Source organism: Cupriavidus oxalaticus (assembly GCF_016894385.1).
Lineage (GTDB): Bacteria > Pseudomonadota > Gammaproteobacteria > Burkholderiales > Burkholderiaceae > Cupriavidus > Cupriavidus oxalaticus.
In genome coordinates this window covers 1,413,741-1,437,513 of sequence record NZ_CP069811.1, presented here as the reverse complement: position 1 = coordinate 1,437,513, position 23,773 = coordinate 1,413,741, and the positions used below count along the sequence as shown (strand labels likewise).

General features: G+C 66.0%; 12 protein-coding genes and 1 pseudogene. 8 read left to right on the top strand and 5 right to left on the bottom strand.

The features are described 5' to 3' along the window. Window positions 1-22 precede the first annotated feature (22 nt). Window positions 23-835 (top strand): SDR family NAD(P)-dependent oxidoreductase, encoded by an 813-nt coding sequence (locus tag JTE92_RS06320; protein ID WP_063239277.1) that lies wholly within the window; start codon window positions 23-25, stop codon window positions 833-835. 71 nt (window positions 836-906) lie between these two features. On the opposite strand, the gene JTE92_RS06315 is transcribed toward JTE92_RS06320, so the two are convergent. From JTE92_RS06315 to JTE92_RS06305, 3 genes are all read right to left on the bottom strand, one after another. Next, a complete protein-coding gene (locus JTE92_RS06315; RefSeq protein WP_063239278.1) occupies window positions 907-1,665 on the bottom strand; it encodes an SDR family NAD(P)-dependent oxidoreductase in 759 nt (252 codons plus the stop codon). A 229-nt stretch (window positions 1,666-1,894) separates the two neighbouring features. Then, on the bottom strand, window positions 1,895-2,950 hold the full coding sequence (locus tag JTE92_RS06310; RefSeq protein WP_063239279.1) for a beta-keto acid cleavage family enzyme: 1,056 nt from the start codon (window positions 2,948-2,950) through the stop codon (window positions 1,895-1,897). A 91-nt stretch (window positions 2,951-3,041) separates the two neighbouring features. Next, window positions 3,042-3,554 carry a hypothetical protein gene (locus JTE92_RS06305; protein ID WP_063239280.1) on the bottom strand — a complete coding sequence of 171 codons (513 nt, stop codon included), beginning with the start codon at window positions 3,552-3,554 and terminating at the stop codon, window positions 3,042-3,044. A gap of 547 nt (window positions 3,555-4,101) precedes the next feature. On the opposite strand from JTE92_RS06305, the gene JTE92_RS06300 reads away from it, so the two are divergent. Then, on the top strand, window positions 4,102-6,801 hold the full coding sequence (locus tag JTE92_RS06300; RefSeq protein ID WP_063239281.1) for a winged helix-turn-helix domain-containing protein: 2,700 nt from the start codon (window positions 4,102-4,104) through the stop codon (window positions 6,799-6,801). A 99-nt stretch (window positions 6,802-6,900) separates the two neighbouring features. Here the strand turns inward: JTE92_RS06300 and JTE92_RS06295 are convergent, their stop codons facing one another. Next, window positions 6,901-7,917: an AraC family transcriptional regulator gene (locus JTE92_RS06295; RefSeq protein ID WP_063239282.1), complete on the bottom strand. Its 1,017-nt coding sequence runs from the start codon at window positions 7,915-7,917 to the stop codon at window positions 6,901-6,903. 130 nt (window positions 7,918-8,047) lie between these two features. Between JTE92_RS06295 and JTE92_RS06290 the strand changes: the two genes are divergently transcribed. The 3 genes and pseudogenes from JTE92_RS06290 to JTE92_RS06280 form a co-directional block, all read left to right on the top strand. Then, entirely contained in the window at window positions 8,048-8,896 is an 849-nt protein-coding gene (locus tag JTE92_RS06290) for a TauD/TfdA dioxygenase family protein (RefSeq protein WP_063239283.1), read from the top strand. 76 nt (window positions 8,897-8,972) lie between these two features. Beyond that, window positions 8,973-9,701 carry an SDR family NAD(P)-dependent oxidoreductase gene (locus JTE92_RS06285; RefSeq protein WP_063239284.1) on the top strand — a complete coding sequence of 243 codons (729 nt, stop codon included), beginning with the start codon at window positions 8,973-8,975 and terminating at the stop codon, window positions 9,699-9,701. Between the two features lie 367 nt (window positions 9,702-10,068). Further along, a pseudogene (locus tag JTE92_RS06280) lies at window positions 10,069-11,050 on the top strand (Tn3 family transposase); the annotation flags it as partial. 37 nt (window positions 11,051-11,087) lie between these two features. Here JTE92_RS06280 and JTE92_RS06275 read toward each other — a convergent pair. Continuing rightward, window positions 11,088-11,345, bottom strand: coding sequence for a hypothetical protein (locus JTE92_RS06275; protein WP_147318611.1), 258 nt, complete (start codon window positions 11,343-11,345; stop codon window positions 11,088-11,090). Window positions 11,346-11,802: 457 nt separating this feature from the next. Between JTE92_RS06275 and JTE92_RS06270 the strand changes: the two genes are divergently transcribed. From JTE92_RS06270 to JTE92_RS06260, 3 genes are all read left to right on the top strand, one after another. Continuing rightward, window positions 11,803-13,611 (top strand): ShlB/FhaC/HecB family hemolysin secretion/activation protein, encoded by a 1,809-nt coding sequence (locus JTE92_RS06270; protein ID WP_063239288.1) that lies wholly within the window; start codon window positions 11,803-11,805, stop codon window positions 13,609-13,611. 338 nt (window positions 13,612-13,949) lie between these two features. After that, window positions 13,950-23,207, top strand: coding sequence for a hemagglutinin repeat-containing protein (locus JTE92_RS06265; protein WP_063239290.1), 9,258 nt, complete (start codon window positions 13,950-13,952; stop codon window positions 23,205-23,207). Between the two features lie 9 nt (window positions 23,208-23,216). Next, a complete protein-coding gene (locus tag JTE92_RS06260) occupies window positions 23,217-23,681 on the top strand; it encodes a hypothetical protein (RefSeq protein ID WP_063239291.1) in 465 nt (154 codons plus the stop codon). Window positions 23,682-23,773: the final 92 nt, after the last annotated feature.

Sequence of the window (23,773 nt, the reverse complement as noted above, 5' to 3'; positions counted from 1 at the left end):
GCAGGTTCGCAAGGAGACGACAATGGAACTGAAGGACAAAGTAGCCATCATCACCGGGGCTGGCCAGGGTGGCGGCGAAGGCATCGCGCACGTGCTGGCGCGGGAAGGGGCCAGGATCGCCGTGGTTGACCTGAACCTTGAGGCGGCCCGGCGCGTCGCTTCCAGCCTCGATCCGGAGGGAAAGCGTGCCATTGCCATCCGCGCCGATGTCAGCAAGAAGGCCGAAGCGCAAGCCATGGCCAGCCAGACCCTCGAGGCGTTCGGCACCATCGACATCCTGGTCAACAATGCCGGCGTGGGCGGGGCCTCCGCGCTGGTCTGCGATGTGACCGAGGAGAATTGGGACCACGTGATGGGGGTGAATGCCAAGGGCATCCTGTTCTGCTGCCAGGCAGTCATCCCGGCCATGAAGGCGCAGGGCAAGGGCAAGATCGTCAATATCGATTCGATCGCCGGCATTCGCATGGCGTACTTCAGCAGCGTCGATTACACGGCGTCCAAACATGCGGTCACGGGATTGACCCAGCATCTTGCATGGGAGTTGGCCGACCAGCGCATCAACGTCAATGCGGTATGCCCCGGCGGCATCCTGACGCCTGCGATCGAAGCGTACGCAAGCCCCGAAAAGCGCGAGGCCCTGATCCGGCGCACGGTACCGCTGGGCCGGTTCTGCAAGCCCTCCGAGATTGGTGAAGCGGTGTCCTTTCTCGCCAGCGAGCGCGCGGACATGATCACCGGCCAGATGCTGGCGGTGGACGGCGGCACCCTTACCGGCTACGGCGAGGATCTGCGCGCGGTGTTGCGCCAGCGGCTCCAGGAAGGCAACGGCCACTGAGATCGGCAGCAAGCCGCGGGCCCCGCTTCGTCCGGGGGCCCGCAGGTCAACCGCCGCCGATGGCGGCGAAGTCAGTAGTGGATGATGCCCGGCGTCCCGCCGCCGACGGCAATGGCCTCACCGTTGATTGCCACGCTCAAGGGCGAGGCGAGAAAGGTCACCACGCAAGCGACCTCGCTGGCATCGACCATGCGGCCAAGCGAACTCCTGGTCGCCGCCCATGCCTCGGTTGCCGCGTCGGTCTTCTCGGTGCGCGTTGGCCCGGGATGGACCGCCGTGACATTGATGCCCTTCGGTCCAAGTTCGTCAGCAAGGTTCTTGGTGATGGCCGCCACGCCGACGTTGCGCAGCGTGGCGACCGGCCGGCCCGTGTGGTAGATCGCCAGCCCACCGATATTGATGATGCGGCCCCAGCCATTCGCGGCGAGATGCGGAGCCAGCGCCCGTGCGGTACGAAGGTAGCCGATGACCTTGATGTCGATGTCTTCGAGCGCTTGCGCATCGACGATCTCGTCGAGCCGCGTGGCTGGCGAAATGCCGCCCGGCATGGCCGCGGCATTGATCAGGATATCGATGCCGCCCAGGGCTTCGATCGCTTGCGCCACCATGGCATCGACGGACGCTTTGTCGGCGGTGTCGACCGTGAGCGGCACAATGCGGCGGCCGGTCAGCACCGCAAGTTCCGCGGCGGTCGCCTCCAGCGCTTCTTTCGCGCGCGCGGCGAGCACGACGTCCACGCCTTCCTGCGCGAGCTGAAGCGCAATCGTCCTGCCTATGCCGCGGCTGCCGCCGGTCACGATTGCACGCTTGCCTTTTAACTTCAGGTCCATGATCTCTCCGATTTCCTGCAATGGCTTCGGGGCGATCATGCCATGAACACGTCGCCCCGGTGGTCGTGTCGCGTCAAGGCGTACGAGGCGGCGATGCCCCGGGCGCCAGGCCGCATGTGTTACGGCACCAGTACGGTAGCGCCGCTGGTCTTCCTCGATTCGAGTGCGCGATGGGCCTCGGCGGCAGTGGTTAACTGAACGGCATTAGCGTCCGGGCGGGCCTCGCACATCAGGCGGCGCGTAGCGGCAGGTTCCTGATGCCGGCCTGGCGGTTGGGCGCCATGCCGTGGGCGGCCAGCGTGTCTTCAACGCTGTCGTACCAGGTGCCGATGCGGTAGATCTCGCGCGCTTCCTTGCCCGAGGCGATCTCGCGGCCCAGTTCCCTGGCCACGCGCACGCATTGCTCGATCTGCTGCACCGAGGTCATGCGGTTGCCGTGCTGGTCGATGATGGTGTCCTCGATGCCGCAGCGCGGGTGCAGGCCCATCGCCATCGCCATCATGTTGAACGGCAGCACGTTCTTGAGCAGCGATTCCGCCGTCAGCGTGCAGCCATCCGGCGCGCGGTGGACGAAGTTGAAGAAGTTGAACGGGTTGGGGCCGTCGAAGCCACCGCCGATGCCGATCCACGTCAGGTTCAGCGGGCCTTTGTAGTGGCCCGCGCGCACCAGGCGTTCCAGCGTTTCCAGCGCGTGAATGCCGGTGAGCTGGAAGTGCGGCTGGATGCCGGCGTTGCTCAGGCGGCGCAGGTGCTCTTCGACCCAGCCCGGCCCGGCCGGCACGGTCATTTCCCGGTAGGCGGCCTGGTAGGCGGGATGCTCCAGCGAGGTACCCTTCAGGTACTCGGGATAGAGCAGCTCCATGATATTCATCTGCGTGGTGTTGATCGCCACCGTCACCTGGTCGGGCTTCGGGGTGAGATCGGCCAGCATGTGGCGGGTGTCGTCCGACAGCCACTTGGCGGCCTGGCCGTCGTCTTCCGGCGCGAACGAGATCGAGCCGCCGACCTGGATGATCATGTCCGGCACGGCCTTGCGCACGCCGGCGATCAGTTCGTTGAATTTTGACAGGCGCTTGGAGCCCTTGCCGTCCAGTTCGCGCACGTGCAGGTGCAGCACGGTGGCGCCGGCGTTGTAGCAATCGACAGCCTTCTGCACCTGGTCTTCCATTGTCACCGGGATGTCTTCCGGAAAGTCCTGCGGCATCCACTCAGGGCCGTACGGGGCCACGGTGATGACTACCTTGTCCTGGTTCTCGGGGTGCAGGGAATCGTCGAGAAATTGCATGATCTCCTCCTGATGGTGAATGGCGCATCCATTGGCGCCCGTTTGACGGTCTTGATCCACAGGCCACGATTCGGAGCGCGTGGCCGCGCTCTCAGCTGTGCCGCATCGATACGTTTCCTGCTCGCGAGCAAATACGGGCCACGCAATCGGCATCCGGAAGGTCGGCGATGAAGGCAAGCAGTGTGTCGAACTGGCGCTCCTCATGCCCACCGGCACGCATGCCGGGAGCGGCGACGGGATTCGCCGAACCGTAAGCGGCGTTGATCTTGTCCCAGTCCGCTTCTGTCAGGTAGCGCTGCGCCGCCGGCAGGATGACGCCTTCCTCGCGCCCCATGAGCGCCCAGACGAACTGCGCGTAGTGATCTACCTTGCCTAGCAGTTCCGCCAGCGGGCCGCCGCTAGCAAACCGCTCAACGGCTTCGGTGAGCGCGCCAGCCCATTGCGCATTGCGTTCATGCTGGCGCTCCAGTTCGTCGAGTTCGTCGAGTTCGTCGAGTTCGGCGTCGGTCCGGGTCGTGCGCCGGCGCAGCCTGCCATAGAGGCAGGCCTGCTTGCGGGGATGGTGGCAGGTGCGTCGCCCCCGGCCAAGCCAGCCGTCGCACATGGCACCCCTAGCGCCCGCGCCACCGACTCGGCCTTGACGAGCAGTTCGCGGCCGCGGCTCATCTCGTCGCGCGGTACTGTGATCAGGCGCGGCACATGGACGAACGTGAGCCGTGCGGCCGCGATGCGTGCCAGCTCGATGGCCCCGATGACGGTGGCCATGCATTGATCCGTTTCGTCGAGCGGGACCAGCAGGTGGCGGCACGTGACGGCGTCGGCATCGGGACAACGGTGGCTCATGTCGGCACCCCGACCAGCACACGTGCTTGCTCCAGCGCGCACACGTCCATGAATTGCATCGAATGCACCTCGCGTTCCGTTTCGACCTGGACGCATGCTAGCCGTGGGACAGCTTATACGCCCCCTCCGCGGAGGAGGGGGCGATGGCCCGCCAGGCCCGCGGTGTGCCTATAATGAGACACCAGATTTCGAGCCAGGCACGCCGCGCCCAACGGCAGGGCGAAGCCGCGGAAGCGGCATTGCCGCGCACGCAGCCCGGCATGCACGTCCCGGCGAGCGTCGCATCCAGGCCAACCAGTACCTGCCAGATGACCTCCGTGAACCGCGGCTCGGATACCGCGTTTTCCGAGCTTGCGCTCAAGACTATGCCGCCGCGCGCGCCGCGGCACCTGCTTGCGCGTGCGCGCCTCAGCCTCGACAGCGAAGCGCTGCGCGACCGGCCCGCGGTGGTCGTGCAGGCGCCACCGGGCTTCGGCAAGACGCTGCTGCTGGCGCAATGGCGCCGCGAGTACCTGGCGCACGGCGCGGCCGTCGCCTGGGTTTCCGCGGATACCCACGACGATCCGCTGCATTTCCTGCAATGCCTTGTGCTTGCCGTCCGCGCAGGCTGCGCGCGGCCCGGCTTTGGCCGCACCCTTCTCGAAGGCGCGGCCGCGGCGCCGGGCAGCACTGAAGGGCTCACGGCCTGGCTGGCCGAGGTGGCCCAGACATCGCTGGACCTTGTACTGATCGTCGACGAAGCCGAACGTCTCTCGCAGGACGGGGTGGCGGCGCTGCTTTACCTGCTGCACAACGCGCCTCCCAATCTGCGCATCGTAGTCGCGGCGCGCGGCGGGTTCGACACCGCGCTAAGCGACCTGACGGCGTACGGCCAGTGCACCGTCATCGGCGCGCAAGCGCTGCGTTTCCGCTTTGATGAAACCATGACCCTCGTGCGCAGCCGCTTCGGCGACCGGGTCGATGCCGACAGTTGCGCGCGCCTGCATGAGTTGACCGACGGATGGCCGCTCGGCCTGCAACTTCTGCTGGCGGCCATGGAGCGCGGCGCCGATCCGCGCAGCGTCGTGGACGCCATGGCGGCTCGCCCGGCTGATGAAGGCGAGCACCTGGTTGGTGGCCTGATTGCCAAGCTCACGCCCGACGACGTCGCGTTCCTGACCCGCATCGCCGTCGTCGACCACGTTCATCCGGACCTGTGCCGTGCGCTGACGGGCGCCGAGCAGGCGCCGGAGCAGCTGGCACGGCTGGTCCGCGAGACACCGATCTTCGTCTCCGGCGACGACAGCGACTGGTGCCGGCTGCACGCGCTCGCGCGCAGTGTCCTGCAGGCTCGCTTGGCCGAGCTGCCCCGCACGGAGCAGGACGAACTGCACACGCGGGCACTGCGCTGGCTCGCCGCGCGCGGCATCACCGAGGAAGCCGCGCGTCACGCACACGCGGCGGGCCAGCATGCGCTTGCCTACGAGCTGGCAGGGCGCTCGCTATACGACGCTGTGATGCAGGGGCGGCTGGGTACCGTGCTCGAATGGCTGGAGCGCCTGCCTGACGCGGAACTCGACCGCTACCCGGGCCTGCGCCTTGCCGCTGCCTGGGTGCTCGCGCTGGGCGAGCGCCATGCGGAGGCCGAAGCGCTGGTCGCCCGCATGCTTGACGGCGCGGACGACGACGCCGTCCTGCGCTATGAATGTGCGCTGATCCTGAGCATCGCGGCCTACTACGCGGACCAGCCAGACCGTTGCCTGGCGCTGCTGGAGCCGTGGCGGCAGCAGCCTGCCGCGCACGACCCGCGCCTCGCCCAGATGCATGCCAACCGCCTGGCAATGGCCGCAATCCTGCATGGGCAGACCGGGAACGCGCGGCGCCACCTGCAGCTCGCGCCCCGCGGCGACCTGGGTGAGGGACATCGCTACGCAGCGCGCTGGGGCGAATTCGTGATCGGGATGAGCTACCTGCGTGAGGGGCAGGTGATGCTGAGCGAAGCGATCTTGCGGCCCACGCTGGCGAGCGCGGAAGCCGACCTTGGCCGCCGCCATCCGCTCGCCTGCATGCTCGCGTCGCTGCTGGCCGCGGCGGTCTACGAGAGCGACCGGGTCGACGAAGCCGCTGCGCTGCTCGCCAACCGGCTCGACGTGCTGGAGCGGTCGGGCACGGCCGAGACGTCGTTGCTGGCATATGTGAGCGCTGCGCGCGTGGCAGCCGTGCACGGCGCCGAGCACCGCGCACTCGACCTGCTCGAAGCGTTGTACGCGGTGGGCGTTGCGCGCCGGACGCCGCGGCTTTGCATTGCGAGCCTGGCGGAGCAGGTGCGCATGCACGCCGGGCGCTTCCGCGCCGAGACCTGCCGGGCCCTGATCGTCCGCCTTGACGAACTCGTCGCCGGGGCCGAGGCGGGCCACGGCCCGTTGTGGTGCCGCGACGTGGCGCTGATGCAGGCCATGGCCCATGCCAATGCGGCAGTCGCCGCCCAGGACTGGCCATCCGCGCTCGATGCGCTGCGCCGGGCGGCACCCGCGGCGGAGGCCATGAAGCTCGGGCGCAAGCGTATCGAGATCATGGCGCTGGAGGCGTTCGTGCGTCATCGCGGCGGCGAGGACAGCCGCCCGCTGATGCGGGAAGCCATGAACCTTGCGCAGACCTATGGATTGGCCCGCACCTTCGCTGACGCGCATCCGGCACTCGCCGACTGGGGCAGGCGTCTGGTAGAGGAGGGTGCCGCGGAGCCTGGCGACGGCCAGCGGTTACCGGTGGCGCGCACGCCGCGCCGCGCCGAACGCCCGACCAGGGAGCCGCGTGCCGTGGCCAGTACGGTGCTGACCCCAAAGGAACGCGAAGTCCTGGAACTGCTGGCGCGCAATCTCTCGAACAAGGAGATCGCACAGGCCATCGGCGTGGGCGAGGTCACGGCCAAGTGGCATGTGAAGAACCTCTTCGGCAAGCTGAGCGCCGGCACGCGCAAGCACGCCGTGCGGCGCGCCCAGCTGCTGGGACTGCTGGAAGGTCTCGAGTAGTTCCGGTCCTATCGTGTCCGTTTCGCCCCCACTTTCGCGCAGGGGGCGCACCCGGCGGCCTGCTTCGGATAATCGGAAAGCCCCAGCCGCTGCGCAGCGCTAGCGCGTATTTTCCGCTGCGGGTGCTTGACGGCGCCACGCCGACACGCTGCAGCCGAAGCGCATGGAGAACCACCTGGAGAAGGCACTGAGCGAGGAAAAGCCCATCAGGATCGCAACCTCCGACAGCGGCCGTTCGCTGTTTTTCACGTATCTCGTGACGAGGTCGACCCTGACTGCATCGACGACGGCCAGGTAGTTCTGCCCATAGGCAGCCAGATGGCGATGCATCGTCTTGCGGTCGATGCCAAGCTGCCGGGCCACCTGTTCGGCCCCGCACTCGCCGGTTGGCAATAGCGCGAATACCAGCTTCCGTACTTTGGCCGGCATGGCGGGGCCGGATTGCGCCAGCTTGATATCCAGGAATTCGCGCGCATGACGGCCCAGCGCCGGATCCGAGGCTGCGCCAGCCACGTCGAGATCGGAGGCGGCCAGCACGATGCCATCGAAATCCTGGCGGAATCGCACCGGTACGCCGAACACGCGCCGATGCGTGGCAAGGCTGGCTGGCGCGGCGTGGGTGAAGCAGACGCTGCGCGGCTTCCATGCCGTCCCGACAAGCAGCTTGAACAACCGGAACCAGAGGCAAATGACGAACTCCGTCGATTGCCGCATGGAACCTTCGACGGATACGAGGAGTTCAAGCCTGACAAGCGCGGCGTCCCCGACCGTCTCGATGCGCAAATCGATACCTTCGTTGAGCAGATGCAGATAGCGCGCCATTGCATCCAGCGCATCGCGCAGGGTGGCGCCCTCGCGCATCACCGTCCACAGGGGGCCCTGTGTTGTCAGTTGACGGGTTTCCGCCACGCGCAGCCCGAGATCTTCCAGGCCGGCAAGCTGCGCCGAATCCTCCAGCAACTGCATGACCGACTTCGCCGGTACCCGCATTTCGGGGTCCACCAGGGCCGTCGGGCTGATACCCGCCTGCCGGAGTTGGCGGTAGGGATCCAGGCCGAGTTGGCGGGCCACGTCGACAAACTCCGTCAGGTTCACGTGTTGCAGCAGCGTCGACATAGGAGTTCCCCCAAGGTGCCCCAAAATGTAAAGTCGCTGCCCCGGAATGTCAATGCATCGCGCGCGGGTTCTTCAATACTTGCATCGACCCTTCTGCTTCGAGCGCTACCTACAATTTTTCGGAGTCGCAATGCGAGTCGAGCCACTTACCTGTTCCATCGGCGCCGAACTGGTCGGCGTCAGCCTCGCCGACGCGATTCATGATGACGGCGTATTCGCCGGCATTCGTGAAGCGCTGCTCAGGCACCGTGTGCTGTTCCTGCGCGACCAGGACATCACGGCCGGCGAGCACGTCGCCTTTGCCCGCCGCTTTGGCGAACTTGAAGACCATCCGGTAGCGGGCAGCGATCCCGAACATCCGGGGCTGGTCCGCATCTACAAGAGCCCCGAGGAGCCCACGCCGCGTTATGAGAATTCCTGGCACACGGATGCGACCTGGCGCGAAGCTCCGCCGCTTGCCAGCATCCTGCGTTGCCGCGAATGCCCGCCTGTCGGCGGAGACACCATGTGGGCCAATATGGTGCTCGCCTACGAGAACCTGCCGCAACACGTCAAGGACCAGATCGCCAACCTGCGCGCGCGCCACAGCATCGAGGCAAGTTTCGGAGCAGCCATGCCGATTGAAAAGCGCCTCGCGCTGAAGGCCCAGTTTCCGGACGCCGAGCACCCGGTCGTCCGGACGCATCCCGAGACCGGCGAGAAGGTGCTGTTCGTGAACGGCTTTACCACCCACTTTACGAACTTCCATACGCCCGAACGCGTGCGCTTCGGGCAGGACTACAACCCCGGCGGGGCTGACTTGCTGCGCTACCTGATCACGCAAGCCCACGTTCCCGAGTATCAGGTGCGCTGGCGCTGGACCCCGAACAGCGTGGCGATCTGGGACAACCGCTCGACCCAGCATTACGCGGTCATGGACTACCCGCCGTGCCATCGCAGGATGGACCGGGCCACGGTGATCGGCGATCGCCCGTTCTGAGCGACACGCCTGATCGCAGCGCCGCCCTGATTCCCTGCACCCCATTGCAACGCAAAGCGAGACTGAGAGACTGACAATGAGCCAGATCGACCCCAACCTGCTCAAGGACAAAGTTGCCGTGATTACCGGCGCGGGCCGCGGCATCGGACGCACCATCGCCATGGCCTATGCCAGCGCCGGTGCTGCGGTGGTATGCAGCGCCCGCAGCGAGGCCGACATCGCGCAGACCGCCGCGCTGATCCGCGAGGCGGGTGGCCGGGCCATTGCCCAGACCGTAGACGTGGCGGACTACGAGACCGTTGCGACCCTGTTCCGGCGCGCCAGCGATACCTTCGGCGGTGTCGATATCGTCGTGGCCAATGCCGGTGTTGCGCTCGAGCAGCGCAGGATCGCTGACGGCGATCCCGCGCTCTGGCGCAAGACCATCGATATCAACCTGACCGGTGCCTACCACACCGCCCATGCCGCCATTCCCCACCTGCGCCGCCGCGGTGCCGGCAAGATCATCATGATCGGTTCCGGCCAGCGCAAGCGGCCCAACGCGGGCTTTTCGGCGTACTCGTGCTCCAAGAGCGGCCTGTGGATGCTTACCCAGTCGCTGGCGACGGAACTCCAGGAGGACAACATCAGCGTCAATGAGCTGATACCGGGGCCGGTCAGGACCGACATGACGCGTGACGTTGCCGTGCCGCCCGGAGAATGGTTCAAGGATCCCGCGGACGTTGTCCCGCTTGCCCTGTTCCTGGCCGGCATGCCCGACTTCGGCCCCAGCGCGCAGAGCTACAGCCTGATGCGCCGCGCCTGACGCCAGGGTGGGCGACAGGCGGGCGCAGACACAGTTCCCGCGGCAACCGCCGGCTGCAATGGTCTTGCAGCCGCTGCCCGCGCCAGGGAGGCCCATGAGCCGGTCCGCAGTGCCACGCTGACGCGCTAAGAGCGGCGAGCACGCCGCTGCCTGCAGCGCCGCATCTTGGGGTCTCCTTGATTTTTCTGCAGTCTACCGGGAATAGCGATCCCTAGTATTCATGCGGGTTTCCGGGCGGCAACCTGGAAAATATTCATATAAATCAATACGTTGCTGTCTAGCCAATTGCTGGGCAGGCTGGTTAGCCTGCCATTCGCCGCCCAGTCGGCCCACCCGGCGATCGAGGCGCGGCGTAACCACTTCTAACGGGCATCTCAAGCTGCCGCAGGACGCCAAAGCATTTCCGGAGCCCGTGTTGGCGCATTTGGATGCGGGGCTCGCCAAGTTGCGAGACGCAGCCTTGCGCGGCGAACTGAAGATCGATAGCGCGATCCATATCGATCCACTCACGGCAACGAGACCGGAAGCCTCCGTAGAGGCGCTGCGGCGCGCGCTGTTCGAGAGGCACCCCGATGGGCAATTGCCGGATATCCTGCTGGAGATTGATAGCAGCACCCACTTCAGCTGGCTCCTGCTGGGCCGGGAACCGCATTCGCGCAGCGAGCTGTTGATGGTCTACGCGTCTTGCGCATCTGCGCAACCGCCGTCTCCATGTGCCCAGGGACCACGATGTACTGGTGGAATTGGCTGCGGTGACGGACGCGGATGTCCGGCTGGATCTGATCGAGCGCGCCTGGGATGAGCTGGTCCGCATTGCGGCATCCGTCCAGAGCGGGCAATGCACTGCCGTTCAGGCGCTCACGCGCTTTGGCGCGGCGGCGAAGGGCCAGCCTGTCTATGCGGCGGGCGTTCATCTCGGACGGCTGTTTCGCACCATTTTTCTGATCGACTATTTCACGATTTCCGCCTTCCGCCATGAGATGCAGCATGCCTTGAACCGTGGCGAGGCGGTCCACACGGTGCAGCGGGCCATCCACTACGGCAAGATACCCGTCGAACTAACCCGGCATGATGCGTCGCTGGCGGCGGTGTCACCGGCCCTGACCTTGCTCTCCAATGCTGTGATGGCCTGGAACACGCTGCACATGCAGCGCGCGCTCGATGCGATCGAGGCGATCGGCGGCGAAGCCATGCGTGCCGAAGATCTGCGCAAGATTGCCCCGACTCACCTGGAAGGCATCAATTTGCGTGGCACCTTCGAGTTTCCGATCGCGCGTTACGCCCATCGCCTGCTGCCGAACGCCGCAACGGCACTGGTTCAACCGGTCAGGCATCAGCAGGCCGGCTAGAGGCAGCCGAACCGGGGGGGCCAAACTACTCGGACCATTAACGGCCGCCCAGCTTTGCCGAGAGGGCGCGTGCCAGCGGTTCGATCATCGTGCGGCGGCGCTCGATCACGCTGGCGGGCCCTTCGGCGTAGACCTCACAGTCGAGCCGGGCACCGCCGCCGCGAGCCGGCGTCAGGAGGATGCGGCCCAGCTTGCCGATTGCCGCATGCGACAGGTGGTAGACGAAGGTGCCTCCCGGCATTAGCTCGCGCTCAGCCGTTACGTCCTTTGGCCAGGCAAATGGCGGCGTGGTCATCGATTGGCTCCGGTTGGGGTTCGATAGCGATTGTAGAGGCGCTGCCCGAAAGGCTTAGCAACGGCTCCCGATTGTAGAGCGCCCGCCGCCGGCAGCCTTGCCTAGTAGAAGGCAATGCCGGCCCCCTGATGCCCGTCTACTGGGACGGGGCCTGATTCGGCCTGAGCCGGAAAAATCCATCTCAAGAATCGGATTCTTCCTATATCTGCCGCAAGCAAGCCTCGCTAAGCTCGTCCGATTCGGCCTTGGATGCGCGCTGGCCTGCGCCGAGTCTCAGCCAATCTCCGCCCGCGCTGTTCTGCCTCAAGCTGTCGCCCGCCCGACGGCGAGGCATTTGCATGGCTGCAACGAAACGTGAACTCTTGTTAAACGCCGTTCAGGCGAGCAGCCGGGGTGCGAACATCGCGGGCCGATCAGTCTGTCCGTTGTGTACGACCCAACCTCCGAGCCTTGAAGCATGGGCCTTCGCCTTGCCCCATTCCTACGCCGTGCGATCCCCGCTGCTGCCAGTCTGTTGCTGGCAGGGCCAGCATTTGCTCAGGCCTTGCCCGGCATCGACGAGGCCTTGCGCCGTTCGCGCACCGAGCAGAACCAGCAGCTCCAGCGTGAACGTAGTATCGAGCAAGCTAGCGAGCGGGCCCGCCAGGTGCAAGCGCCCAGCGTCTCGCTGGACGGTGCCGCAGCTGAACGCGAGGCGCTGTCGACACAACTGCCGGTGGGATCACCCTGTTTTGGCATCGCACGCGTGCAACTTTCAGTGCCCGAGGCATTGCCGGCCAGCATCCGCGCGTTGGGTGCGAGCGCGTTGCCGATGGACACCTTCCGCTTCGCGCAGGAATACCTTGATCAGTATGCCGGCCAGTGCATTGGCCGCGACGGTGTCAACATCATCGTCAGGCGGCTCGGCGCGCAGATTCTTGGCCGAGGCTACACCACCACCCGCGTGGCGGTGCCCGAGCAGGACCTGTCGACCGGTGTGCTGCACCTGGCGCTGATCCCAGGCGTGATCCGCCAAATCCGTTTTGCCGATGACACGCTGCACGGGTCGTGGCAATCCGCCTTCCCGGCGCGCCCCGGTGACCTGCTGAACGTGCGGGACCTGGAGCAAGGCCTGGAGCAGATGAAGCGGGTGCCCAGTCAGGACGTGGAGATGCAGCTCGTCCCGGGCGAGCTGCCAGGCGAGTCGGATGTGGTGATCACGGTGCGGCGTACCAAGGCGTGGAAGGTCATCGCCTCGCTCGACGACAGCGGCAATGCTGGCACTGGCAAGCTGCAGGGCAACCTGTCTCTCGGCATCGACAACCCGCTGGGCTTGAACGATCTCTTCAATATCGGCGTTGGCCACGACGCCAACGTCAATCAGGGCGGACAGGGCACGCGCGGGGCCAATGCCTTCTATTCGGTGCCGTGGGGCAACTGGACCTTTGCCGCGTCGGCCAATATCTACGACTACTTTCAGCGCATCGCCGGCGTGAACCAGGTGTTCGAGTCCAGCGGCAACTCGAAGAACGCCGAATTCAAGGCGGCATACCTGTTCCAGCGCGACCAGTTCCAGAAGAACAGCCTGCAGGTTCGCATCGGCCATCGCTGGAGCCATGCCTTCATCGAGGACACCGAGATCCTGAACCAGCAGCGCAGCACGACCTTCGCCGAGATCGGCTGGTTGCACCGGCACTACTTCGGCGCCGCGCAGCTCGACCTGTCGCTGGCTTACCGCTTCGGCGTGCCGTGGCTCAACGGCCAGACCCAGGTCAGGACGATCGTGCCGGACGCCCCCAGCCAGCGCGACAAATTCCTGTACCGCATCGGCCTGCTGGACGCGACGCTGTCGGTGCCATTCGCCGTGCCGCTCTCCGCGGAACGGCGCTTGCCCCTGCGTTACACCACCACCTTCCACGGCCAGTACTCCGACCGTCAGCTGCTGGCCTCCGAATTCCTCTCGATCGGCAATCGCTGGACGGTGCGCGGCTTCAGCGGGGACGTGACCTTGGCCGCGGAGCGGGGCTTCTACTGGCGCAACGATCTGGAAGCGCCGCTGGGCAATTCCGGCCACAGCGTCTACATGGGGCTGGATGCCGGCAGCGTGAGCGGCCCGAGCGCGGCCTACCTGCCCGGCAAGACCCTGGCGGGCACGGCGATTGGACTGCGGGGTTCGCCGGTCAAGGGCCTCTACTACGACGTCTTCCTGGGTTGGGCGCTTTACAAGCCAGACGGATTTCCCACGCGTTCGCCGGCAGGCGGATTTTCCCTGACCTATCAGTACTGAACGTCGAAGGTTGCATCATGAAGCGCTCCCTGTCCCTCCCACTCCTGCTGTCGTTGGCGGCTTGCCACGTGCAGCCGTCCGAGCCTGCCGAAGAGGCTGCGGCGCACCCGACGCCGGGGCCTCAGGCCGAAGCCGCCGCGCCGTCCCCGTATGCCTTGCTGCCCCAGCCGGCCCCCCACGACGCCAGCAGCTTCGGCCTGCGCCGCGACCTGCTTTGGCGTTCCGTCGCCGTGCCTGCTGAGGAATCCCCCCTCGACACGGGCCCGGCCGGAATCTGATCGCCTTTGTGCGGGGGACCCGCCGCGCAGCTCTTCTGATGTCGTGACGCCCACCAAGCCATGAATCAAAACCGTTATCGTCTGGTCTTCAACAAGCAACGCGGCATGCTGATGGCCGTGGCCGAGTGCGCCAACGGTACGCACAAGGCGGCGTCAGGAGAACGCGCGGGCAGCGCGGGCCGTGCAGCTTGGGCGACGCTGCGGCCGATGGCGTGGGCCATGCTCGTTTCACTGGGGGTCGTGCAGCTTGCGACCGCCCAGATCGTGTCCGATCCCCGAGCGGGCCACGGCCCGGGCGTGACGGCCGCACCGAACGGCACGCCGCTGGTCAATATTCAGGCTCCATCGGCCGCTGGCGTGTCGCACAACCAGTACCAGCAGTTCTCGGTCGATGGACGTGGTGCGATTCTCAATAACGCCACCAGCATTACCCAAACGCAACTGGGCGGGTATGTGCCGGGCAACGCCAACCTGGGCGCCAGCGGCCCGGCGCGGGTGATCCTGAACGAGGTCACTGGCACCGCGCCCAGCCAGTTGAATGGCTATATCGAAATCGCCGGACAGCGCGCCGATGTCATTATCTCGAACGTCAACGGGCTGTCGCTAAACGGCGTTGGATTTTTGAATGTCAATCGCGCCACGCTCACCACCGGCACGCCGGTGTTCGGTGGCGACGGCAGCCTCGCCGCCTTCCGCGTCACGCGCGGCGGCATCCAGGTCGAGGGCCAGGGCTTCAACGGCACCAATCTCGACCAGGTGGACCTGATCGCCCGCTCGGTGACGGTCAATGCCAACCTGTGGGCGAACCAGGCCAATGTCATTGCGGGCGCCAACCAGGTCGATTACGCGAGCCTGGGCGTGCAGGTGATCCAGGGCGAAGGCACGGCGCCAACGGTCGGCATCGACGTGTCGAACCTGGGCGGGATGTACGCGAATCGCATTCGCCTCCTTGGCACGGAAGCTGGCGTGGGCGTGCGCAGCGCCGGCACGCTGGCGGCGCAGGCGGGGGATTTCTCGATCGACAGCGCCGGGCGCGTGACGCTTGCCGGGAGCACCTCCGCCACCGGCAACCTGGCCATGCACGGCGCGCACGGCATCGACAGTCTGGGGACCACGGCCGCCGGCGCCAACCTCTCGGCCACCAGCGCAGGCGACATCCAGAATGCCGGCGCCCTGATTGCGGGCCACGATCTCGCCGTGGCTGGCCAATCGGTGCAGTCCAGCGGGACGCTTGCCGCGGGCATCGATGCCAACGGCAATATGACGCAGGCGGGCAACCTGTCCGTCGCTGGAGCGCAGGGGGTCTCAGCCACCGGCCAGAACCTGGCCGGTAGCAACGTCACCCTCTCCGGCAGCAGTGTCAGCCTCGCCGGCAGCCAGACGCGCGCCGCGGGCGCCATGGCGCTGACGGCACAGGCCTGCGCGCTCGATCTGGCCAACGCCACTGTCACCGCCGGCCAGGGCCTGACGACCAACGCCGCAGGCCTCTTGCGCAGCGACGGTGCCAAGGTGAGCGCCGCATGGATCGACGCCGGCGCGCAGCAGCTCTCCAACCGGGGCGGCATGCTCTATGCGCAGAACGGTGCCACCCTGGGGATCCGAGGCAATGCCGACAACACCGGCGGGCAGATGTTGACCGAGGCGGGCGACCTGACGCTGTCCGCCGACGGCCAGCTGAGCAATGCCGGGGGCCGCGTGACCAACGCCGGGGGCGGGCTGGCAGCCATCCGTGCCCAGCGCATCGAGAACGCCGGCAATGGCGTGATCGGCGGCAATGGCGCCGCAACGGTCACCGCCGATCAGCTGATCAACACCGGCGGCGCCCAGCTGATCGCCGGCACCGACCTAGGCCTGCACCTGACCCAGTCGGCGGACAACTCCGGCGGCCACATCTACGCCGGGCAGCGCCTGACGGTCGCTGGCAGCCAAGTGGCCTGGCGCAACGATGGTGGCACCATCTCGGGCAAGGCGGTCCAGTTCGCTGGCGCTTCGCTGTCGAACCGACAGGGCACGATCCTGGCCGACGAGGACCTGAGCGCCGCGCTCGGCGGGAACGTGGATAACACCAGCGGGGTACTGCAGGGCGGCACAGCCCTCGATGTTTCGTCAGCCGGCACCCTCACCAACGACGCTGGCCAGATCGTCAACACCGGCACCGGCAAGACCCGCGTGGCGGCATCCAGCCTCCGCAACACCAACAGCGCCATGGTTGGCGGCAATGGCGATGTGCAGGTCCAGGCGCAGCAGCTGGCCAATACCACAGGCGCACAAATGGTCTCGGGCGGTGCGCAGGTCCTTGACGTGGGCCAGTCGTTCAACAATGCCGGCGGCCAGGTCTACGGCGGCACCGGCCTGGCGATCAATGGCGCCGCTGCCGCGCTGAACAATGACGGCGGCAGCGTCGCCTCGGGCGGCAACAGCGCCGTGCAGGTGGCCTCGTTGTCCAACCAGGGCGGCAAGGTAGTCGCCGACGGCGATATCGGCATCGACACGGGCGCGTTCACCGGGGTCGGCACCGTCCACAGCGGCCGGGATCTGCGCCTTGCCATGCAGGGCGATTACACCAATGTCGCGGGCAATCTGCTCAAGGCCGAGCACAACTTCACCTTTGGCACCACCGGCGTCTTCACCAACCAGGGACGGCTCGAGGCCGTCAACGCCCTCACGCTCAACGGCAGCCGCATCGTCAACGCGGCCGGCGCCACCATCAATTCGGCGGCCACGACCCTGAACGCCTCGGCGGATATCGCCAACGCGGGCCGCATCGAGGGCGATACGCTCACCACCAACAGCGACACGCTCAGCAACACCGGGACGCTGATTGGCGATACGGTCACCGCCAACGCCCGCGAGATCCGCAACACCGGGGCCGCAGCCATCATGGCGGCGACCGATACCCTGAACGTGTATGGACGCGAGCTGGTCACCAACACGGACGGCGCCACCTACTACAGCCTGGGCGACCTGAACATCGCCGCCAACGGCGAGCGCGACGCGCGGGGCTACCTCCGCAACCGCACCGGCCGCGTGCTTAACGACCGCAGCACCATCGAGGGCGGCAGCGACTACAGCGTGGTTGAGATCGCGGCGCAGGAATTGATCAACCAGCGCCCGGACCCGGTGATCGTCAGTGACACCACCGTCGAGACCAAGCACCAGCTCAAGCGCGAGAAGTACATCCACTGCCACACCACCAACCCATATGAGCAGATGGGGTGCACGCAGGCGCTCTGGGAAGGTCCCTACAAGACCCCCATCGATGCCACCTTCACTGCCGCGCAGATCCTGTCGCGCGACGACGGCAAGCAGCGCCTGGTGGTCGATATCAACGGGGTGGCCACCCCGATCGACTACAACACGCTCAGCGAAAGCAACGGCGTGCTGCAGGTCAACTACTGGGACGGTTACGACCGGGACATCCACTACGACCCCGGCACCGAGTATGAAACCCGCAACGATGCGCAGCGCGGCTGGCAGCGTGTCGAGATCGCGCGGGATACCACGACCACGACGACCACCGAGCGCGACGCCAACCCGAATCAGCCGTCGGCGAACCTGGTCTCGGGCGGGGCCATGATCCTGGCCAACGTCGGCAGCCTGACCAACCGCTACAGCACCATTGCCGCGGGCGGCAGCATGCAGATCGGCGACCAGAGCACCACCTCCGGCACGCTGGACTCCGGCCAGTTCGGCAACACTACCGTCACCAATATCGGCCAGACGCTCTACCAGCGCACGACGCAGGACATTGTTTCCACTTATGCGTGGAGCAAGGACACGACCCAGGACGTGGGACCGGTGGTCCAGCCGAGCGTGGTGATGCCCCCTGTGGTGGTCGGCAAGGTTGCCGGCAACATCACCGCCGGCCAGCGTCTGGCCATCTTCGGCGGCGACATCCACAACGAGGATGTCGGCAAGGGCGACCCGATGGCGGGCACCGGCAGCACGACCGTGACCGGCACCCAGGTGAGCGCACACGGCGTGAACGCCGTGACGCTGGCCAACGCGCCGCTCAGCCTGCCGAGCAACGGCCTCTACAAGTACCACACCGAGCCGGGCTATTCATACCTCATCGAGACCGACCCGCGTTTTACCCAATACGGCAACTTCCTCTCGTCGGACTACATGCTGGGGCTGCTCGGGATCGACCCGGCCATGACGCACAAGCGCCTGGGCGACGGCTTCTACGAACAGAAACTGATCCGCGACCAGGTGACACGCCTGACCGGCCGGGTCACCCTCGCGGGCTACGACAGTGCCGAAGAGCAGTACAAGGCCCTGATGGCCTCCGGCGTGCATGCCGCGCAGCAGTTCAACATCCTGCCGGGCATGGCGCTCACTGCGGCACAGATGGATGCGCTCACCTCAGACATCGTCTGGCTGGTGTCGGAGACCGTCACACTGCCGGACGGCAGCACCCAGAGCGTGCTGGTGCCGCGCATCTACCTCGCGCGTGCGCATGCCGCCGACCTGCAGGCCAACGGCGCATTGATTGCCGCCGACGACCTGGAGCTGCACAGTGCCGGCACGATGCACAACAGCGGTATTGTCGACGCCAGGGGCCGCCTGTCGATTGCGGCCAGGGGCGATGTGGTGAACCGGGGTGGTGCGATTCGCAGCCAGGGCACCACGGCCATTTCGGCGGGACGCGACATCCTGAACCAGTCCGGCCAGATCATCGGGGACAAGGTGGGGCTGGTCGCCGGGCGCGACATCCAGAATGTGACTCTGTTCGACCAGCGGGGCACGCAGACAGCGGCAGGCAACTCGAAGGCCTCGACTAGCCTCTATGGCCAGCAGGCGGGCATCACCTCAACCGGCGACATGCTGCTCTCGGCGGGCCGCGACCTCACCGCTACCGGGTCAACCATCCATGCGGGCGGCGACGCCGCCGTGCTGGCTGGACGCAACCTCACCTTCGACGCGCTGGAAGGCAAGACCAGCCAGTCGGTCTACAACAGCGACAAGCACCACAGCGAAGGCAGCCGCACCGAACATGCCGTCAGCACGGTCCAGACCGGCGGCAGCCTCACCACCAGCAGTGGCGGTGACACTACCCTCAAGGGTACCCAGGCCAAGGCCGGCACCGATCTGACCATGGTGGCTGGTGGCGACCTGAACGCCAGCGCCGTCACCAACGAAACGACCCACGACAACGTGGCGCGCCAGAGCAGGCAGCGCCAGCAGGAGGACCACCGCCGCGACCAAAGCATCGTCGGTGTGAATCTTGAGGCCGGTGGCAATGCCACGCTGGCCGCCGTCAAGCCGGCAAGCCAGGGCGGCGGGCTGGACCGTACCGACGGCAAGGGCAATGTGAGCCTGATTGGCGCCAACGTGATGGCGGGCACTAACGGCCAGGGAGGCCGCACCCTCAATGTGGTGGCCGACCGCGACGTGACCGTGGCCGAGGCGCGTGAACTGCACGATAGCAGCGTCGATATCCAGCGCAAGAGCGGCAGCTTCGTGTCCCGGAATTCCACCAGCGAGCAGTCGAGCCGCCACAGCGACATCGGCGTGGGCAGCACGCTGTCCGGCGATAACGTGCGCGTCAAGGGCGGCAACGATGTGACCATCCGCCAGAGCGCTATCGCAGCGACCGATGGCGTGGCGCTGAGCGCCACCCGGGGCGATGTGTTGGCAACCGCAGGGCAGAACAGTCGCGAGGCAAGCGACGCCCTGCAGGTCAAGAAGTCCGGCATTTCCGGCTTCGCGGGTCAGGGCGGCATCGGCGTCTCGGTGGGCAAGAGCGAGGCGTCCGGGGCAAGCCATAGTCTGGCGATCACCCAGAGCGACGCCCGCAGTGTGGTCGGTGCCAGCAACGGCAACGTCGTCATCACCGCCGGCAAGGATGCCGCCATCATCGGTAGCGACCTGATCGCGGGCAGCAAAGGAGACAAGGACAAGCCGAGCGCAGGCAACATCGATATCCTCGCGCAGAACGTGACCATTGCCGAGGGCGTGGATCGTGTGTACCAGGATGCCAGCCAGCGCAACCGTTCCAGCGGCCTGTCGGTGGCGCTCGTCGGCACCCCCTACGATACCGCCAAGAACCTGCAGGCCGTACAGCAGGACCCCAGCACCGTCTCCCGCGTGACCGGCACGGTCAAGGAACTGGGCGCGTCGGCGCTGACCCTGCCCCAGGTCGCTGTGCGCATCGGCAACCAGAAGAGCAACGCCCAGGGGTCGAGCGTCACCACCACCAGCAGTGGCAGCAGCGTGACCGGAGCCGGCAATGTGCGCGTGCGTGCCACCGGCAACGGCCAGACCGATGCCGATGGCCGCGCGCTGGACGGCAACATTCTGGTGTCGGGCAGCACGATCAGCGCGGGCGACGCGGCCATGCTGGATGCAGCCCGTGATGTAGCGGTGCGCGCGTCGACCGACACCTATCAGGCTTCCAACAGCGCCAGCAGCAGTGGCTGGACCGTCAGTAGCGCGTTACCCAGCCCCGGTGACGTGGCCCGCCATCTCGGCGGCGGCCCGAACAACAGCGGCGTGGGCATGGTGCCGTTCGGCAGCCAGACCAGCAACGCCAGCGGCGCCACCACCAGCAGCAAGCAGAACGCCAGCGTGATCACGGGCAACACCGTGGGCGTGAAGGCCCGCACGGGCGACGTCACCATCGCCGGCAGCGGCATCGCCGCCGAGGGCGATGTGGCGCTGTCGGCAGCCAAGGGCAAGATCGACATCCTGTCCGGGCAGGACACCCTGTCGCAGCGCTCGGACCGCACCAGCCGCCAGATTGGCGACCTGGGCGGCACGGGGTACTCGGGTACCGTGGGGGTGCACAGCGAGTCGCACCACACCGACGCCAACCAGACCACCCAGAACACCATCCGCAGCCAGGTCGTCAGCAAGTCCGGCAACGTAACCATGAGCGCAGGCGAGAACCTCACCGCGCGCGGCGCCGACATCGCCGCCGGCAACGATGTGACGATGATCGGCAAGAACGTGACCCTTGACCCGGGCACGGACTCTGCCAGCCAGACCGAACGCCACCGCGCCAGCCAGTACGGCACCACGCTGGCGCTGTCGGGCTACACCGTGACGGCCGCACAGGCGCTGGAGAATGCCGCACGTGCCGTCGAGGACAAGAAGGATGGCCGGGTGGCGACGCTCTACGGAGTGCAGGCAGGCCTGGCGATTGCCAACGGCATCCAGGGCATCCAGACCGTGACCAGCGGCGGGGTGAGCCAGACGGCAGCGATCAAGGTGACCGCCAGCATCGGTGGCGGCAGCCAGCAAAGCGAAGCACACAGCACGTCGAGCACCCACCAGGGCACGACGGTCAAGGCAGGCAATGCGGTCACCGTCGTGGCGACCGGCTCCGCCCAGAAGGACGCCGAGGGCTTCGCCATCGACGGCGACATCAGCGGGCGCGGGGTGCAGATAGAGGGCAAGACGGTCACCCTCTCTGCCGCGCGCGACGTGACCCTGGAAAGCGCACAGGACCGCGCGAGCCTCGACAGCCGCAGCTCAGGCAGCACTGCCAGCATCGGTGTCGGATTCGGTCTCGGCGGCGACCAGAACGGCTTCACGCTCGAGCTGGCCGCGAGCCAGAACAAGGCAAAGGCCAACGGCGAGGCGGTAACGAACCACAACTCACACGTGGTGGGCACCGACCGCGTGACGGTGGTGAGCGGCCGCGACACCAACCTCAAGGGCGCACAACTGATCGGCGACACTGTCGCCGGCACGGTGGGCCGGGACCTGAACATCGAGAGCCGCCCGGACACCGAGACCTACCACCGCAAGGAATCATCGTCGGGCATGCAGGCCAGCATCTGTGTGCCGCCGTTCTGCTATGGCACCACAGTGCACGCCAGCGGTAGTGTCACGCAGGGCAATACCGACAGCACCTACAGCTCGGTGCAGGAGCAGAGCGGCATCTATGCCGGCAAGGGCGGGTTCAACGTCGACGTGAAGGGCAACACGGACCTCAAGGGCGGGATCCTGGCGAGCACCGCCGATCCGGCCAGCAACCGCTTCAAGACCGGGACGCTCACCACCAGCGACATCGAGAACAAGGCCGAGTACAGCAGCGACTCGACGACGCTGGTGGCGAGCTACAGCGGCGGCAAGAGCGTGCCGGCGAGCGATCCGAACCTGGGGCCGGTACAGCCGGCTGGTGTGAACTGGGCGGGCAACACGAACCTGCTGCAAAGCGGCGCCAGCAGCCTGGCGACGACCGCTGCGGGGAATGCGCAGAAGTCGATTGACGGCAGCGCGGCTGGCGTCACCAAGAGTGCGATTGCGCCGGGCACGGTCATCATTGCCAACAATGCGGGCCAGCGGGCGTTGACCGGCAAGTCGGCCGACAAGACCGCTGCCGGCCTGAACCGGGATACGGCCAACGCCAACCAGAGCATCGACAAGATCTTTGATGCACAGAAGGTGAAGGATCAGCGCGAACTGCACCAGTTGCAGAGCCAGGTGGCGCAGCAGCTGGCGCCGATGGTCTACGACCAGGTGGGTACGCTGACGCAGAACCAGCCGCCGGAAGTGAAGGTGGCGGTGCATGCGGTCATCGGCGGGCTGATGGCACAAGCCATGGGCGGCCGCTTCGCGGCCGGCGCAGCCGGTGACGCTGCCGCGACAATAGCTGCTGAGCTCGTGGGCCAGCAGATCCTGAACAACCCGGATCTGCAGACACTGTCCGAGCAGGACCACAAGGCGCTGGTGCAAATTGCCGGGACAATTGTGGCGGCAGGAGCCGGCGCAGCGACTGGCGGTTCCATGCAGGACGCCGCGGCGGCAGGCGCCGCAGGTGGGCTCGGCACGCAATACAACTGGGCAATGCACCCGCCGATTGCTGGCTCGAGCGTCCCGCCGACACCAGGCGAGCCCCAAAAGCCGGGTTCGGTACCCGGCAAGCCGAAGTATGATGGTGACGAAAGTACCTTGACAGGTACGCCTGATCAGTCGCGGCAAAACGTGGTGCAGGCGATCGTTCAGCCGGCGCTGGAGGCCATTGAGAACGTCGGGGCGGTGGTCGGGGCAATCTTGCCGAATCCGCTCAAGCCTGTGGAGAGCTTGGGGGCTATTTTTAGTGCTGACAACGGACGATACGACGTATTGACCAATCCGCAGGCGCGAGAATTTGCTCAAGCCAACGGATGGACCACTTCAGCCCCTGATCAAGTCAAGGACGCCGCCAGAGGAAGCCCGGTATTTTACAATCCAGAGGATGGAAATTACTATTCACCTGACAAGGCTGGTCACAGAGCCGACGATGCCTGGAAGGCCTTTGATAAAAAAGGAAATCGCGTAGGAACATTCATTTGGGATGGAAATCGAATGACTCAAATTAGTAAGTGACGGGAATATATGGAAATCGAAAAAATTTTGAGCTCTGTGAAGTTTGATCCCGATTTTGATCCATCTTATTCCTTTGAGTTGAAAAGGATCTCCTTCTTTGATCATTACCTGAGTATTGATGAAGCGAATGCATGTAATTTTATTTTCTTCAAGCTTGCGGAGGAAACCGGTGAGCTCTCCCAGTACTTAGCTGCGGAGAACCGGCTACTTTCCCTTTGGGCTCAATTTGCTGTATCAGGTCGTAATTTTGCTCTCAATGAGCGCGTGCTAGAGATTGAATCGCTCCATGACGTTCTCGAGCTCGGTGCGGCCGTCATCCGCGAAATCAGAGGATATCCAGTTTTTTTCGCCGGGCCGAAGGTTATTTGGGAGCCTGCTTCCGATCTGACGCACCTACTTTGGGTACCTAAAGACCAAGGTTGGAGGCAGGTTGAGCGCATGGTTCTGGCGTCGGGAGTCAACTTCCTGGAATAGCAGAGGGGAATTAAACCCTGGCTGGAAGGGAGCCGATGGCATCGTGGTGGTGGTGCAGCGTCCAGATCGAATGTAGGCCTGCTCAGGCAGCA

What these genes read in the sequence shown, in the direction of transcription:
- JTE92_RS06265 (WP_063239290.1), top strand. Translation starts at nt 13,950, where the DNA reads ATGAATCAAAACCGTTATCGTCTGGTCTTCAACAAGCAACGCGGCATG.
- JTE92_RS06260 (WP_063239291.1), top strand. Translation starts at nt 23,217, where the DNA reads ATGGAAATCGAAAAAATTTTGAGCTCTGTGAAGTTTGATCCCGATTTT.
- JTE92_RS06275 (WP_147318611.1), bottom strand. Translation starts at nt 11,345, where the DNA reads ATGACCACGCCGCCATTTGCCTGGCCAAAGGACGTAACGGCTGAGCGC.
- JTE92_RS06270 (WP_063239288.1), top strand. Translation starts at nt 11,803, where the DNA reads ATGGGCCTTCGCCTTGCCCCATTCCTACGCCGTGCGATCCCCGCTGCT.
- JTE92_RS06305 (WP_063239280.1), bottom strand. Translation starts at nt 3,554, where the DNA reads ATGTGCGACGGCTGGCTTGGCCGGGGGCGACGCACCTGCCACCATCCC.
- JTE92_RS06300 (WP_063239281.1), top strand. Translation starts at nt 4,102, where the DNA reads ATGACCTCCGTGAACCGCGGCTCGGATACCGCGTTTTCCGAGCTTGCG.
- JTE92_RS06310 (WP_063239279.1), bottom strand. Translation starts at nt 2,950, where the DNA reads ATGCAATTTCTCGACGATTCCCTGCACCCCGAGAACCAGGACAAGGTA.
- JTE92_RS06320 (WP_063239277.1), top strand. Translation starts at nt 23, where the DNA reads ATGGAACTGAAGGACAAAGTAGCCATCATCACCGGGGCTGGCCAGGGT.
- JTE92_RS06290 (WP_063239283.1), top strand. Translation starts at nt 8,048, where the DNA reads ATGCGAGTCGAGCCACTTACCTGTTCCATCGGCGCCGAACTGGTCGGC.
- JTE92_RS06285 (WP_063239284.1), top strand. Translation starts at nt 8,973, where the DNA reads ATGAGCCAGATCGACCCCAACCTGCTCAAGGACAAAGTTGCCGTGATT.
- JTE92_RS06295 (WP_063239282.1), bottom strand. Translation starts at nt 7,917, where the DNA reads ATGTCGACGCTGCTGCAACACGTGAACCTGACGGAGTTTGTCGACGTG.
- JTE92_RS06315 (WP_063239278.1), bottom strand. Translation starts at nt 1,665, where the DNA reads ATGGACCTGAAGTTAAAAGGCAAGCGTGCAATCGTGACCGGCGGCAGC.